We start from the raw sequence: 14,057 nt of genomic DNA, 5'->3' as shown, positions 1-14,057 counted from the left end.
TTAGTTCATGATCTCCGCAATCTGCTCCTGCAGATAATGCTGCAGCGCAGGAATCGTAACGCTGTCCGTAATATCGTGGGAGAAGGCATTTACCATCAGCGCCTTGGCAGCATCTTCGCCGATACCGCGGCTGCGCAGGTAAAACATGGATTCTTCGCTGAACTGGCCCGCAGTAAATCCATGGCTGCATTTCACATCATCCGCATATATTTCCAGCTGAGGCTGTGAGTTGATGTCTGCTTTCTCTCCCAGCAGCAGGTTGTTGTTCTGCTGGAAAGCGTTTGTTTTCTGGGCTTCCTGGTGTACCAGGATTCTTCCGGTAAATACGCCGTTGGCAGCATCCAGCAGTACGCCCTTATACAGCTCGTTGCTGTTGCAGTTAGGCGCCACATGATCCATAAAGGTGTGGTTGTCTACATGCTGATGGTCGTTGGCAATATATAAACCGTTCAGGTTCGTTTCTGTATAACTGCCTGTCAGCGCTACGTTCAGGTTGTTGCGCGTAAACGGTGTGCCCGGCAGGGTAAAGTTGAAATGATGATAGCGGCTGTTGGCCTGTTGTTGGGCAGCGGCAGTACGTACCTCGCGGAAGCCGTTATCGCCCTGCTGAACGTTATAATGCCACAGCTCAGCGTTCTCTTCGATCACTGTTTCCAGCACACTGTTGGCGAAGGCCACAGCAGCCGTATCAGGATGCAGCGTCGTTTCAATCACCGTAGCGGCAGCGCTTCTGCCCAGCACCCACAGGTGGCGCGGCTGGATGAAAGCATGCTGTGCTGACGTATACACGTTCACGATATGAACGGGCTTGTCGATCACGGTATTGGCGGCCAGCTCTATGTAGAGACCATCCGCAAAGAGAGCGGTATTCAGAACAGCCAGCGCTTCCTGGTGAAGATGCTGCTGTTTGTTGAAATATTTTACAAAGCCCGGAGCATCACCGTGGGCGCTGAGCGCACCAATGGTAATGCCTTTGCCGGTAGGGAGCACAGACTGCCCTGCCTGGAAATGACCATTCACCATCACAATACGGTAGCTGTCCAGTTCCGGGATAGCAGTTCTATCTACTATTGCTGCTGCAACCGGCGCCGCAGTAGTCAGCAACTCATAAGGAAACTCCTTCAGGTAACGCTGGATATTAGTGTAACGCCATGCTTCTGTTTTAAGCGTAGGAAGACCCAACGCTGTAAAGCGTTCCAGTGCCTGGCGGCGGATGTCCTGCAGACCGTCTTTCACAGCGCCGTTAGCCTGTACAGACAGTGCATGCACATCTTCAGTTAATGCCTGGTAAAAAGGCAGTGTAATATCACTAGTCATAGTCTATTTATACTGATTCTTTCAAATGTAATTCTTCTTTCAGCCAGTCGTAGCCTCTTTCTTCGAGTTCCAGGGCCAGTTCTTTAGTGCCGGTTTTAATGATACGGCCATTGTACAGTACGTGTACAAAGTCAGGCACGATATATTCCAACAGGCGCTGATAGTGAGTAATTACGATGAAAGATTTTTCCGCATCGCGGAGTTTATTTACACCGTTGGAAACAATGCGGAGCGCATCAATGTCCAGTCCGGAGTCTGTTTCATCCAGGATAGCCAGCTGAGGGTCCAGCATCGCTAACTGGAAAATTTCGTTACGTTTCTTTTCGCCACCGCTGAAGCCTTCGTTCAGAGAACGGTTCATCAGGTTGGCGTTGAAGTCTACCAGCTGCTGCTTTTCTTTGGTCAGCTTCAGGAACTCTCTGGCTTCCAGCGGAGGAAGACCTTTGTAGATCCTGATCTCGTTCAGAGCCGTCTTCAGGAAGTTGATATTGGATACACCCGGAATTTCAACAGGGTATTGGAACGCAAGGAACACACCTTCACGGGCGCGGTCTTCAGGCGACATATCCAGCAGATTCTTGCCATTAAACCATACTTCACCTTCTGTGACAGTATAGTTTTCACGACCCGCCAGCACAGAAGCCAGCGAGCTTTTCCCGGAACCGTTAGGCCCCATGATAGCATGCATCTCTCCTTTGTTGATTTCGAGATTGATGCCCTTCAGAATTTTTTTCCCTTCTACCTCTGCGTGCAGATTTTTAATCGTCAGCATGTTTGATTTATTTCGTTCTGTATGTTTATAGCTGGATAAGCGAATTATCCAACGCTTCCTTCAAGTGTAATAGATAAAAGTTTCTGTGCCTCAACCGCAAACTCCATAGGGAGCTGGTTCAGCACTTCCTTCACATAACCGTTTACAATAAGTGCCACCGCCTTTTCTGTATCGATACCACGGGCATTCAGGTAGAAGATCTGGTCTTCACCGATCTTAGATGTGGTCGCCTCGTGCTCGATCATCGCAGTCTTATTACGCGACTCGATATACGGGAATGTGTGAGAACCACAGTCATTACCGATCAGCAGGGAGTCGCACTGCGTGAAGTTCCTGGCATTCTCAGCGCGTGGTCCAACAGCTACCAGTCCGCGGTAACTGTTATCGCCGCGGCCGGCGGAAATACCCTTGGAGATAATACGGCTCTTCGTGCCTTTACCAATATGGTGGATCTTGGTACCGGTATCAGCAATCTGCTTGTTACGCACTACTGCTACAGAGTAGAATTCACCTTCAGAATAGTCGCCCTGCAGGATTACGCTGGGATACTTCCAGGTAATGGCAGATCCGGTCTCTACCTGTGTCCAGGAAATCTTGCTGGCGTTGCCTTTGCAGATACCTCTTTTGGTTACGAAGTTGTAAATACCGCCTTTACCGTCTTTATCACCAGGGTACCAGTTCTGAACGGTAGAGTATTTGATCTCAGCATGCTCCAGCGCTATCAGCTCCACCACAGCGGCGTGCAGCTGATTTTCATCACGCATCGGGGCCGTACAGCCCTCGAGGTAACTTACGTAACTGTTGTCGTCTGCAATGATCAGCGTACGTTCAAACTGGCCGGTGTTCTGCGCATTGATACGGAAGTAAGTGCTCAGCTCCATCGGGCAGCGTACCCCTTTCGGAATATATACAAAGGAACCATCAGAGAACACCGCCGCGTTAAGCGCCGCAAAAATGTTGTCAGAATGGGGCACTACCGTGCCGAGATATTTTTTTACGAGTTCAGGATGCTCCTGTACAGCCTCCCCGAAAGAGCAGAAAATAACCCCCATCTCTTTCAGCTTTCCCTTAAAGGTAGTGGCCACAGATACGCTGTCAAATACAGCATCCACAGCTACGCCTGTCAGCGCTTTCTGTTCATTGAGCGGAATACCCAGTTTCTCAAAAGTAGCCAGCAGCTCAGGATCTACTTCATCCAGGCTGTTCAGCTGTTTCTTCTTCTTAGGCGCAGCATAATAGGAGAGCGCCTGAAGATCTATCTCCGGCATCTCAAAATGCTGCCACTTCGGGAACTGCTGCTTCTTAAATGAGGCAAATCCTTTCAGACGCCATTCCAGCAGCCACTCCGGCTCATTCTTCTTAGCAGAAATAAAGCGGATGATATCTTCATTTAACCCAGGAGGAGCTATGTCCATTTCAATATCCGTGGTAAAGCCAAACTCATACTCCTTATTGGCTATATCATCAATTATTTCGTTACTGTTTATCATACTTTTTTATTGGTATTTATACAGCAAAGCTTTCGCCGCAGCTGCATGTTCTCGTAGCATTCGGATTGTTAAAGAAAAGACCCTTGCCATTGAGGCCGTCAGAATAGTCGAGCTCCGTACCATACAGATACAACAAGCTCTTCATCTGCACTACCACCTTAATGCCCTTGTCCTCAAATATCTGGTCGCCCTCTTCCTCTGTACTCTCAAACTTCAGCACATATTCCAGGCCGGAGCACCCACCACCTTTCACGCCAACGCGGACAAAGGTACCTGGTGCGTGATGCTCTTTTTCCATCAACGCTTTAATATAGTCTACTGCTTTTTCTGAAACGGTTATCATAATTCAGCACATTTTAAATTGTAAATGCCGGTAACCCGGCTATCTGTAAGTCTATGACAGTTTATGCTTCTGTACCTGCTATCACATGTGATTTGGCAGCGCACAGCAGCTGCACCATCATGTCCAGCTTGTTTTTATAAAAGGTACTAATCTCGTGTGTCTGCGAGTCAAAGAGATTAGTTTTCAGGATAGGCAGGGAGTATGGTAACACCCACGCTCTCAACGCTTTTGCAACTGCATCCATCGCGTTAATCCCCTGCATGGCCTGCGTGCCATCTGCCCAGGAGAGCAAAGCTACAACCTTTCCGGTTAAATACGGACGTTGGTGTTTACTCGTCAGCTCCAGCCAATCCAGGCAGTTTTTCATCGCCCCCGTCATGCCCCCGTGATACAACGGCGTCATCCATATCTGTAGGTCCGCTTTGCAGAATGCCTCACACATCGCAGATACCGCATCACTCGATTTTCCAAATGCCTCCTGTGAGAAAAACGGAATATTGGCATGCCCCAGGTTAAATATTTCAGGTGTAAAATTCTTCGATTTCAGTTCCCCGGCCAGGTAATTCGCCAACCTGTTGGATGTGGCATAGGGCCGCTCATCTATGGAACCATTAAATATTAGTACGTTCATTAATGTCAAGGATTTAGAGATTCAAAAGGTTGTGAGATTTATAAAAGACGAATTACATCTCCAGATCGTCTAAATCCCAAAATCTTTTTTTTAGCTTCCACAAAATTACCCGATATTTGATAATAAAACAAGTAATAACTTGGAAAATTATCCAGTAAAAACCAGAAATACTGCCGACAGGTTTTTGACACTGATCAAGACCCGAGGCCCCCTGTCTGCCGGTGAACTGGCAGCAGAGTTGGGTATTACTGCCGAAGGAGCCAGGTTACAGCTTATCAGGCTCGCTGAGGACGGTCTTTTACAATCTGAAAGCATTTCCAAAGGCGTAGGCCGCCCCGTGCAAAGATGGAGCCTGACTGCAATGGGCAACGCCCGCTTCCCGGACACGCATACCGAACTCACCATAGATATTATCCAGACCATCAAAACGGTACTGGGCCAGGATGCCCTCGATAACGTCATCAAAGCACGTGAACAAAACCAGCAGCAAAAATACCATACCGCCCTCGAAGGCGTAACAGGCATCGAAAACCGCCTCGCCGCCTTCGCTGCCATCCGCACCGGAGAAGGCTACCTCGCTGAATGGAAAAAAGAGGGGGATATTTTCTTCTTCATAGAAAACCATTGCCCGATCTGCTGCGCCGCCGCTCATTGCGATAATATCTGCACCTCCGAAATGAACACATTTGTCAGTGTCATCGGGGAAGAAGTATCCGTAACCCGCCTCGACCATATTATTAATGGCGCCCGCCGTTGCGTATACAAAATCATCCCCGCAGGAGTAACTGCCCTTACTTAATAATCAGCACCAACGTTCCCGCAATGATCAACAGCGCACCTACAGCTGTCTTGATCGTAATAGCCTCCTGCAGAAAAACGGCAGACAGGATAATCGTAAGCGCCACACTGAGCTTATCCACGGGCGCTACCTGCGACACCTTCCCCAATTGCAGCGCCTTGAAATAAAAAATCCACGACAACCCCGTGGCAATGCCCGAAAGAACCAGGAACAACATCGTATGCTTCGTAATACTCACACCCTTCTGCTCCCCCCGCACCAGCACAATACCCCAGGCCATAACCAAAATAACTACCGTACGGATAGCCGTAGCCAGGTCCGAAGGAACACCCGCCACGCCAATCTTGGCAAAGATAGCCGTGAGCGCCGCAAATGCAGCCGATAACAACGCATAGATCCACCACATACTATATCCGTTTAATAACTTTTCAGTTGTATTTTTTCCTCGCGGGATCACAACAGAGAGTAAAATGGATACTCTGACTTAATTAAAGAAGCCGTTGTCTATGTTGAAAAACAAGCTTCGAGAGATTACTGTCGGCCTACATTGAAAAAGATCATCTGCTTATAAAGCACTCTGTACTAACTATGGTGATTTTTTTGATTTCCTAAGAAATAGAAAGATATAAATCTGCTAGTAGATCAGTACTGAATTGAAGGGTATAACTATAGATTGAATTTTTGTCCGCGAATGATCATATTTAGTTTTTCCTGCATTTCTCCATTTTTAATCTCACATTCCCAAATCCTTATAACTGTCCATTTGCGGCTTGATAAACTTTTGGTGACAATAATGTCCCGGGCAATATTACGTTCTCGTTTCGTATTCCAATAGTCTTTGTTTTGTTTTGGACGAGTATTACGACAATCGTGCCCATGCCAAAAACAACCATCTGTAAAAATGATGATTTTTAATTTAGGAAAGACAAAGTCTGGATTGCCAAGCATTTTATAGTTTCTTCTCCAACCTTTAATACCGAGTAATTTAAAATGTTGAATTAGCCTTATTTCGGTTGATTTATTCCCATTTGATTTTACTTTGCGCATTATCGCGCTACGCTGTGTTTTATTAAATACATCAGTCATTATCACCGTTTAAGTTAGATGGTAATTCAATCATGAGTGATTTATCTATTTCCACACTGTCAACCCTTTCATTGTAGAGATTCACTAGGTTAATGATGTTTTGCTTTAATTGATTGTTTGAGAATATACTTATCTCTTCAATATTCTGGGATATAAATGATTCTAATGATTCTACTGCAATTAATCCCTCACAGAACTGCTGACCTAGTTCCCGTGCAGCAGCTAGCTTTGAATCAGGTACTAAAAGATAAACTTTTAATCCCTCATTAAGGTTCTGTTGACATTTCTCAAAGACTGCTTGCATTGGAGCAACTGTGACGTGAAATATCGTATTATTTATTGAGAAATCACCCCATCTATTAGTAGGTACATCTGCAGCACTAGTTGGTTTATTTGAGATCTCAATTTCCGGAAAACGCAGTTGTAATTTAGCGCCTACCAGATGCTGAGCAACGGGGCCTCCTTTATTTTCAGTTTGAGATTTTTTAATTAATTGATGAATAATTTGCCAAGTAGAGTGTTTGGCGTCGAAGACGAATTTAAGTTTTTGTCGATTATGAAAATCTTGAACGCGTTCAACCAAATATGCTTGGTAAGAGTGTAAAATTTCATTGCGATCATCCTTGGTTAAAGAATCTAAATTTAGCAGCTTTAATGCTTCTAACAAAGGTCTTATTTCACCTAATAACCCACGATTGGTTCTGCCCCCTTCTCTTGCGAAAGGGCGGGTTTCTTTAAACTCTCTGAGAATAGTAGCTACTGCAATGCCGCCTACGCCTTTTATTTGGGAGCCACCAGGAGCCAAATGTGATTGGATATCAAGATTATAATCCTTTTTTAGTCGATCTAATACAACTAAACTGGCTGCAATTGTGCCTATTGCCGGTCCATCATTAGCTTTTACTTTTTTTAAAGAATTATACCAGCTTTCAAAAGCTATAATAGGGTGATCAGTTTGCATTAACCACTTCTTTTAAGTTTTCAGTACTTTCCTTTATTTCAATTAGCAATGGATTTAAATAATGTTTTGCGATCCATGTTACTACAGGTACACAAACAGCATCTCCAAAGCCAAAAAGATCTCTATTAATATTGTCAGTTATCTTATAGTTATCCGCGCCCATTAATCTGGCACATTCCCTTGGAGATATCAAGCGAACGCTTATACCTTTTTTACCCGCTCTAATTAAAATTTGCCTTGCGCTTCCTCCTTTAGGTGTTCTTAGGCAGCCTGCAATACCATCTGATCTAATCTCAGCCATTGAATTACCTTCTCTAATACGACGAAATGCTGTAAAATATGTATATTCTGTACCTTTTTTTGCCTCATCAAGTAATACTCGATGACGTTCGAAAGTCTGATTAAGTAAGTATTGTACACGTTCCTCATTCCACCAAGCCTCTGAATCATCTGGCATGTCTTCTATGATATCTGATAACTGTGATTTTCTTTTCGGTAAATTTGGAAGTGATTTGATGTTCCAGTTAATTTCTGGATGATCACATATGAAATTTGCCAGTTTTTGAGGGCGGATCTCACTTTCATAAAAAGACAATTGCTTTTCCTCCGCAATATTCTCATTTGCCTCTAGTCTCCCAACAATAAATAATCGAACTCGACTTTGTGGAACGAAGTGTGAAGCGTCAATTATAAACGCATCGACAGAATAACCTAATTCATTTAAAGAAGATAAAGCACTATGAAAATCTTTGCCGTTTTGTGAAGTTAGAAAACCGACCACATTTTCAAGTAGAATTACAGGAGGTTTATTTTCTCCCATTTCATCTAAAACCCTCACAAATCCCCAGAACGCTGAAGATTGTTTTCCTGCCAGTCCTTCACGACGTCCAGCATGGGATAAGTCTGTACATGGGAAAGATGCAGTTGCAAGCATAACTTTGGGTACTGCATCACCTGGTAGCTGATGAATATCTCCTAAATGAAAATGGTCTTGTTTATCTTCAAAATGGCGTCTATACATATATTCTTTAGCCGGATCTATATCATTTGCATAAGCAATTTTCCACCCGGCACTTTCTAATCCCATTCTCATGAGTCCAATTCCAGCAAAAAACTCTGCGAATACCTTCGAATCTTTCTTAATGTCAAAATCCGATTTTTTTATTGAAGGCATGATCTATTATTTTAATATTATATGGTCGTATTTTATCTGCAAAAGCGTAATTTATTGAATTATGCCTATGCAAATATAAAATATCGAAAACTTAGCGGTTATCTACACAACAATAATACTAACAATTTTAGCAATATCAAAAAAGTTCAAATGGTTGCAATCTTTGGGAGTGGTATTTTATATTTATTAATAAGGAGATGAGCTATGAATTAAACAAGAATTTCTCCCCAATCAGACTACACAACAGCGCAAAAAATTAAAGATGCCTGCCGATAATATCCACACTGCGCGCAATACCATCCATCACCGCTACATCCGGTAAATGTCCCCATTCTTCAAAACCCGCTCCGGCAAATAGTTTCAGGCTGGGTATATTGTGAGAAAATATCAAACCTATAATCGCTTTAATGCCCAGTGAAGGCGCCGTATCGATCGCATATTGTAACACATGCCTGCCATAACCCTTGCCCCTCGCAGATGCCGCAAGGTAAATGCTGATCTCCACGGTACCACTGTAAGCCGGCCTGGAATGAAACGATTGAAAACTCATCCAGCCTATATTCTCTCCTCCGTCGTCTATCATCCACAAAGGACGGTTGTCAGTATTGTGCGCATCAAACCACGGCTGCCGGCTCTCCACGGTAACCGGACTGGTGTCCGCTGTTACCATACGGCCCGCCACCGTAGAATTGTAAATGTCCACAATCCTCGGAAGATCAGTCTGAATAGCATGTCTGTAGTGTAAATCCATGAATATAAAATTAGGTCCAGATATTTTCGCGGGTATATTCTCTTCGTAACAGGCTATACAGCTGCGCATCCACGAAACGGCCCTTTTCAAAATAAGCGTCCCGTAGAAACCCCTCGTAGCTGAAACCAAGCCTGGTAAGTAACCTGGAAGATGCAGTATTGGCGGGGTCCACAAAGGCTTCCACCCGGTTCACCTGTAACTCCTCATACGCATAAGTCAGCGTAAGACCTATAGCCGTCGTCATAATCCCCTTACCCCAATAACTGGGCATCAGGTCATATCCAATCTCTATTTTAAAATGAGGATGCTTCCAGTTATGAAAGCCACAGGTACCTATCAGCTCATCATTACTGCTGTAGGTAATAGCCCAGCGCATACCTTCCTTAGTATCCGCATATTTACGGAACGTACCAATGATTTGCGCCGCTTCGGTGATATTGGTGAAGGCGTCAATGTCCATATACCGCGTCACCTCCTCTGTGGAGAAATGCCTGAACAGGGCAGCGGTATCTTTTTCAGTGATAGGGCGTAGTACGAGATCGTCTGCGCTTAAAACGGGTACTTGCATGATACTGTTGCCTTTATGATAGCTGCAAAACTAATTCATAATTGTACGTGTTGTACTACTCATACAAAGACAAAAAGTATCTGAGTTAGCTACGGGGAGTCAGCAGCTAGGGGCTCGAAGCTAAAGGCCAGACGCTCAAAGCTGACACCTCACCTATATGCATATTCCTCCTGCGCCTTACACCACGGGGAGAACAGGTGCTCTTGCTATGATATTGACGTAGAGCAGGTAATGGCGGGTGATTAACGGCGAATTTACGTACCGGCTTTGCCACAGCAGGCGGCTGACACATCTTCAACAACTCAGCAGTCACAGCATCAGCGTGTATGCCTTCCCGTAGCAACCGTAACGCCTTGCCGGTCAGCTGCCGGTACAACGCATTTTTTTTCTGCTCAGGAGGTAATTGCCTGTATATACAAGACGCCATTTTTGACGCCGTTGCCAGGAAGCCGGCATACTCCATCGTTCTGCGGAAAGCAGGGTCTTTTTTCACCCTTTTGCCTGTAAGAGAACTTTTAAGGCGAATATAATATCGCCCATACATCTCGTAGATGCAAAGATTCTGAATAATGCCCATAAACGGTGGCTTAACGCCGGCTGGTAAATCTATCTTTGCCATGGGATAAGGGTTTAAACAACAATGTCTTACCTGAATTTACCGATATTATCTTAATACTGCAAGCTTTTTAACATAAAGCTTCTCAGGCGTCTCCTTCGCTTGTCATTCGATTCTCATAGGTATTAAAAGCGTACCATCCCCCAGTCATCCCCCTGTCAACGCCCAGTCATCCCCTTGTTAAAAGCGTATGATGATATAAGGAAATACTGTAATGATTACCCGGTTTTAATCCCCCTTTAATATGGCTATACGATTTTAATCCCGCTTTAATGAGGGCCAGATGAAACATCCCTAATTTTGTCCCGGTTGTTTTATTATAATAAGGCATGATATGAAAATATTAGTTATAGAAGATGAATCCAAAGTCGGCGCCTTCATCAAACGCGGCCTCGAAGAACACCACCACCAGGTGGAAGTGGTCGCAGACGGAACCCTTGGCCAGCAGGCCGCAATAGAGCAGGACTACGATCTGATCATACTCGATATAATGCTGCCCGGCATCAACGGCCTCGCCATCTGCAAGCACCTCCGCACAAAAGAAGTGGCAGCCCCCATACTGATGCTGACAGCCCTGAACGCCACACAGGACATAGTAGACGGCCTCAATGCCGGCGCAGATGACTACCTCGCCAAACCCTTCCACTTCTCTGAACTGGTGGCCAGGGTTAACGCCCTGTCAAGAAGAAAGAACAGCTTCCGCTCCGAGAAAGAAGTACTGGCACTCGCCGATCTGCGGCTGGATACCAGCACCAAAACCGCTAACCGGGAAGGCCGCGAGATCATCCTCACCGCCAAAGAATACGCACTGCTGGAGCTGCTGCTCAAGAATACCGGCAAAGTACTCTCCCGCGCGCTCATCTCAGAAGCCGTATGGGGACTGGAATTCGACACCGGCACCAACACCATCGATGTATATGTGAACTACCTTCGCAATAAAATAGAAAAGGGCTTTTCCGGCGAAAAGCTCATCCACACCGTCGTTGGCATGGGATATGTCATGAAGGTGAAAGGCAGCAATTAGCAGGCCTTCTTTATACATCAAACTATATCATTCACCAAAACAAGCACGGTTAACGCTAACAGCAGACATGAAAATTCGTCACCGCCTGTCCCTGCAGTTCACACTGATCTCCGGAATTATCCTGGTAGCAGCTTTCCTGCTGATATACGCACTGTCTGCACAGTATGTCCGCAGCACCTTCTACCATCTCCTGCAGGATCGCGCGTTAGCCACCGCACAGGTATACCTCGAACAGGACGAGGTGACCAAAAAGAAATTCCTCGAAATAGAAAAGAGCTATCAGCAAAGCATCCCCGACGAATTCAGTAACATCTATGATAAGGATAACAACCCTGTCTTCCTCGAAAAGATAAAGTACAACTGGCCGCCCTCCCTGCTGGAGATCATACGGAAGAAAGAAGTATACCACTTCACATTCAAAGATAAATATGGAATGGGGATGTTCTATCCCGATAACCAGGGCGACTTCGTCGTCATCGTTACTGCACGCAACATAGCCGGCCAGCAGCAACTCAGCTACCTCGCCTGGATCCTGTTCATCATGTTCTGTGTGGCGCTGCTCATTACCTTCTTCATGGGCCAATGGTACGCCAGCCGCGCGCTACAGCCGGTAAAAAGCATCAACAGGCAGGTGAAGAAAATCCGCTCCACCAACCTGCACCTGCGCGTACAGCGGGGGCGTAACAAAGATGAAATAGACGAGCTGGCCGCCAACTTCAACGACCTGCTGCAACACCTGGAACACGCTTTCGAAATGCAGCGTTCCTTTGTGTCCAATGCCTCCCACGAGCTGCGTACTCCACTCACCACCATCATCGGCGAAATAGAAGTAACCCTGCACAGAGACCGTTCCGGTGAAGACTACCGCACCGCATTACAAACAGTACTCGATGAATCAGAGAAACTCAAAGTAATCACCGACGGACTACTGCAACTCACCAGGGTAGATGTAATCCTCACAGATGCCAACACCGGACCCGTCCGCCTCGATGAATTGCTCTGGGAAGCAGAAGAACATTTCCGGCACAGGAGTCCCGTACAAACGTTGCAGGTGCAGCTGCGCAACCTCCCCAACGATGCCTCCCTGCTTACCATCCGCGGCAATAAACCCTTGCTGCTGCTGGCATTACAGAACATCATACGCAACGCTTTCAAGTTTTCGTATAACCACCCCGTTAGTGCCTCCCTTTCGTATAGCCGTGAGGGTACTATCCTCTCCATCAGCGATAAAGGCATCGGCATCGCGCCCGAAGACCAGGAAAAGATATTCCTCCCGCTGTACCGTGCAGGAAATGCACACGCCTTCTCCGGATACGGCATCGGATTATCTATGTCGCAAAAAATCTTCCGCATACATCACGCTGATATCACCGTTAGCAGCGTACCTGATGAAGGCACCACTTTTAACATTTTTTTTCCGGCTGCACATAAAATCTAATTTTGTTTTAACTTCATTCTAATAAGTGCTTAATAGCCTATTGCCATCTTTGCAACGAAAAATTGTTGTATGATGCATAGACTAATATTTTGTACTTTACTGGTACTGTTGTTCTATCACCCGGCTTCAGCCCAGGCTACAGATACCCTGAAACTCACATTGCCGGAGGCTTCCCGGCTATTGCTGCAGAATAACATTCCCTTACTTGCACAGCGCTATAATATTGATTCCGCCAAAGCAGGCGTTATCACCGCCAGGCTGTTCGATAATCCGAATGCTACTTTCGAGAATGTATTATACAACCACACCACCCGCAGATGGTTTGATTTCTCCTACGACGGAACAAACTCCCTTCAGGTACAACAGTTGTTCAAACTCGCCGGCAAGCGCAACAAAGAAGTAAAGCTGGCGCAGAGCGGCGTAAAGATGAGCGAATACCAGTTTTTCGACCTGCTGCGCACACTGCGTTTTTCGCTCAACGACAACTTCTACGATCTTTATTACAAACAACGGTCACTCGAAATGTATGGCCGCCAGGTAACCTTCCTGCAAAAGATCGTAAAAATATTTGAACAGCAGAAAGCGTTGGGCAACGTGGCGCCCAAAGAGATCATCCGCCTCAAATCGCTGCTGTACGACCTGCAACATGATGCGCTGTCACTCGAGCAGGATATACAGCAGACACAATCAGACCTGGCCCTGCTGGTACGTATTCCGCCCACCACTTATATACAGCCAGAAGTCCCGCAGATGGCAGACGCCGACATGTCGCGCTATTCCTATCAGTCACTACTCGACACCGCAAAGACTAACCGCTTCGACCTGAAAATCGCACAGGAAACAGTCAATTATAATAACCTGAACCTCCGGTTGCAAAAGTCGCTGGCCGTTCCTGATGTTACAGTCGGCTTTGTATTGGACAAACAAGGCAGCTTCGAACGCAATTATAATGGATTGAATGTATCCATGCCGCTGCCTTTCTTCAATCGTAACCAGGGCAATATCAAAGCTGCCAAAGCTGTACTGGAAGGTAGTAAGCTGATGCTGAATGCACAGGAAGACGAGCTGTCGCACGAGGTAATGAACA

The 14,057-nt window shown here is 45.8% G+C and carries 16 protein-coding genes; 4 read left to right on the top strand and 12 right to left on the bottom strand.

Annotation, left to right across the window (positions count from 1 at the left end; translation table 11 throughout):
* From sufD to VM802_RS04745, 5 genes are all read right to left on the bottom strand, one after another.
* On the bottom strand, positions 1-1,317 hold the full coding sequence (gene sufD / locus VM802_RS04765; RefSeq protein ID WP_325528523.1) for a Fe-S cluster assembly protein SufD: 1,317 nt from the start codon (positions 1,315-1,317) through the stop codon (positions 1-3).
* Positions 1,318-1,324: 7 nt separating this feature from the next.
* A complete protein-coding gene (gene sufC, locus VM802_RS04760; protein WP_325528521.1) occupies positions 1,325-2,089 on the bottom strand; it encodes a Fe-S cluster assembly ATPase SufC in 765 nt (254 codons plus the stop codon).
* A 44-nt stretch (positions 2,090-2,133) separates the two neighbouring features.
* A complete protein-coding gene (sufB, locus tag VM802_RS04755) occupies positions 2,134-3,579 on the bottom strand; it encodes a Fe-S cluster assembly protein SufB (RefSeq protein WP_325528519.1) in 1,446 nt (481 codons plus the stop codon).
* Positions 3,580-3,595: 16 nt separating this feature from the next.
* Entirely contained in the window at positions 3,596-3,922 is a 327-nt protein-coding gene (locus tag VM802_RS04750) for a HesB/IscA family protein (RefSeq protein WP_325528517.1), read from the bottom strand.
* 61 nt (positions 3,923-3,983) lie between these two features.
* Positions 3,984-4,553, bottom strand: a complete 570-nt coding sequence (locus VM802_RS04745) for an NADPH-dependent FMN reductase (protein ID WP_325528515.1) — start codon at positions 4,551-4,553, stop codon at positions 3,984-3,986.
* Between the two features lie 139 nt (positions 4,554-4,692).
* On the opposite strand from VM802_RS04745, the gene VM802_RS04740 reads away from it, so the two are divergent.
* On the top strand, positions 4,693-5,352 hold the full coding sequence (locus VM802_RS04740; protein WP_325528513.1) for a helix-turn-helix transcriptional regulator: 660 nt from the start codon (positions 4,693-4,695) through the stop codon (positions 5,350-5,352).
* Here the strand turns inward: VM802_RS04740 and VM802_RS04735 are convergent.
* The 7 genes from VM802_RS04735 to VM802_RS04705 form a co-directional block, all read right to left on the bottom strand.
* Positions 5,345-5,758 carry an EamA family transporter gene (locus VM802_RS04735; RefSeq protein WP_325528511.1) on the bottom strand — a complete coding sequence of 138 codons (414 nt, stop codon included), beginning with the start codon at positions 5,756-5,758 and terminating at the stop codon, positions 5,345-5,347. The genes VM802_RS04740 and VM802_RS04735 overlap by 8 nt on opposite strands.
* A 260-nt stretch (positions 5,759-6,018) precedes the next feature.
* On the bottom strand, positions 6,019-6,438 hold the full coding sequence (locus VM802_RS04730; protein ID WP_325528509.1) for a very short patch repair endonuclease: 420 nt from the start codon (positions 6,436-6,438) through the stop codon (positions 6,019-6,021).
* Positions 6,431-7,399 (bottom strand): DUF4928 family protein, encoded by a 969-nt coding sequence (locus VM802_RS04725; RefSeq protein ID WP_325528507.1) that lies wholly within the window; start codon positions 7,397-7,399, stop codon positions 6,431-6,433. Before VM802_RS04725 ends, VM802_RS04730 begins: the two co-directional genes overlap by 8 nt.
* On the bottom strand, positions 7,389-8,573 hold the full coding sequence (dcm, locus tag VM802_RS04720; protein ID WP_325528505.1) for a DNA cytosine methyltransferase: 1,185 nt from the start codon (positions 8,571-8,573) through the stop codon (positions 7,389-7,391). Before dcm ends, VM802_RS04725 begins: the two co-directional genes overlap by 11 nt.
* A gap of 256 nt (positions 8,574-8,829) precedes the next feature.
* Positions 8,830-9,324, bottom strand: coding sequence for a GNAT family N-acetyltransferase (locus tag VM802_RS04715; RefSeq protein ID WP_325528503.1), 495 nt, complete (start codon positions 9,322-9,324; stop codon positions 8,830-8,832).
* A gap of 10 nt (positions 9,325-9,334) precedes the next feature.
* Complete coding sequence (locus VM802_RS04710; RefSeq protein WP_325528501.1) at positions 9,335-9,892, bottom strand: GNAT family N-acetyltransferase; 558 nt, start codon at positions 9,890-9,892, stop codon at positions 9,335-9,337.
* A gap of 106 nt (positions 9,893-9,998) precedes the next feature.
* Positions 9,999-10,511, bottom strand: coding sequence for a hypothetical protein (locus VM802_RS04705; RefSeq protein WP_325528499.1), 513 nt, complete (start codon positions 10,509-10,511; stop codon positions 9,999-10,001).
* 331 nt (positions 10,512-10,842) lie between these two features.
* Between VM802_RS04705 and VM802_RS04700 the strand changes: the two genes are divergently transcribed.
* The 3 genes from VM802_RS04700 to VM802_RS04690 all read left to right on the top strand — a co-directional run.
* Complete coding sequence (locus VM802_RS04700) at positions 10,843-11,532, top strand: response regulator transcription factor (protein ID WP_325528497.1); 690 nt, start codon at positions 10,843-10,845, stop codon at positions 11,530-11,532.
* 67 nt (positions 11,533-11,599) lie between these two features.
* Positions 11,600-12,970, top strand: a complete 1,371-nt coding sequence (locus tag VM802_RS04695) for a sensor histidine kinase (protein ID WP_325528495.1) — start codon at positions 11,600-11,602, stop codon at positions 12,968-12,970.
* A gap of 69 nt (positions 12,971-13,039) precedes the next feature.
* Positions 13,040-14,057, top strand: a 1,018-nt coding sequence (locus VM802_RS04690; RefSeq protein ID WP_325528493.1) for a TolC family protein, incomplete at its 3' end; no start/stop codon positions are given.

Source organism: Chitinophaga sp., from assembly GCF_035538455.1.
Taxonomy (GTDB): Bacteria; Bacteroidota; Bacteroidia; order Chitinophagales; family Chitinophagaceae; genus Chitinophaga.
Note: the sequence above shows the minus strand (reverse complement) of the source record. Positions and strands in the feature narration are given on the sequence as shown.

Coding starts and splice junctions, on each gene's coding strand:
- dcm (WP_325528505.1), bottom strand. CDS start 8,573: ATGCCTTCAATAAAAAAATCGGATTTTGACATTAAGAAAGATTCGAAG.
- VM802_RS04730 (WP_325528509.1), bottom strand. CDS start 6,438: ATGACTGATGTATTTAATAAAACACAGCGTAGCGCGATAATGCGCAAA.
- sufB (WP_325528519.1), bottom strand. CDS start 3,579: ATGATAAACAGTAACGAAATAATTGATGATATAGCCAATAAGGAGTAT.
- VM802_RS04700 (WP_325528497.1), top strand. CDS start 10,843: ATGAAAATATTAGTTATAGAAGATGAATCCAAAGTCGGCGCCTTCATC.
- VM802_RS04745 (WP_325528515.1), bottom strand. CDS start 4,553: ATGAACGTACTAATATTTAATGGTTCCATAGATGAGCGGCCCTATGCC.
- VM802_RS04695 (WP_325528495.1), top strand. CDS start 11,600: ATGAAAATTCGTCACCGCCTGTCCCTGCAGTTCACACTGATCTCCGGA.
- VM802_RS04715 (WP_325528503.1), bottom strand. CDS start 9,324: ATGGATTTACACTACAGACATGCTATTCAGACTGATCTTCCGAGGATT.
- sufD (WP_325528523.1), bottom strand. CDS start 1,317: ATGACTAGTGATATTACACTGCCTTTTTACCAGGCATTAACTGAAGAT.
- VM802_RS04710 (WP_325528501.1), bottom strand. CDS start 9,892: ATGCAAGTACCCGTTTTAAGCGCAGACGATCTCGTACTACGCCCTATC.
- VM802_RS04705 (WP_325528499.1), bottom strand. CDS start 10,511: ATGGCAAAGATAGATTTACCAGCCGGCGTTAAGCCACCGTTTATGGGC.
- VM802_RS04750 (WP_325528517.1), bottom strand. CDS start 3,922: ATGATAACCGTTTCAGAAAAAGCAGTAGACTATATTAAAGCGTTGATG.
- VM802_RS04735 (WP_325528511.1), bottom strand. CDS start 5,758: ATGTGGTGGATCTATGCGTTGTTATCGGCTGCATTTGCGGCGCTCACG.
- VM802_RS04725 (WP_325528507.1), bottom strand. CDS start 7,399: ATGCAAACTGATCACCCTATTATAGCTTTTGAAAGCTGGTATAATTCT.
- sufC (WP_325528521.1), bottom strand. CDS start 2,089: ATGCTGACGATTAAAAATCTGCACGCAGAGGTAGAAGGGAAAAAAATT.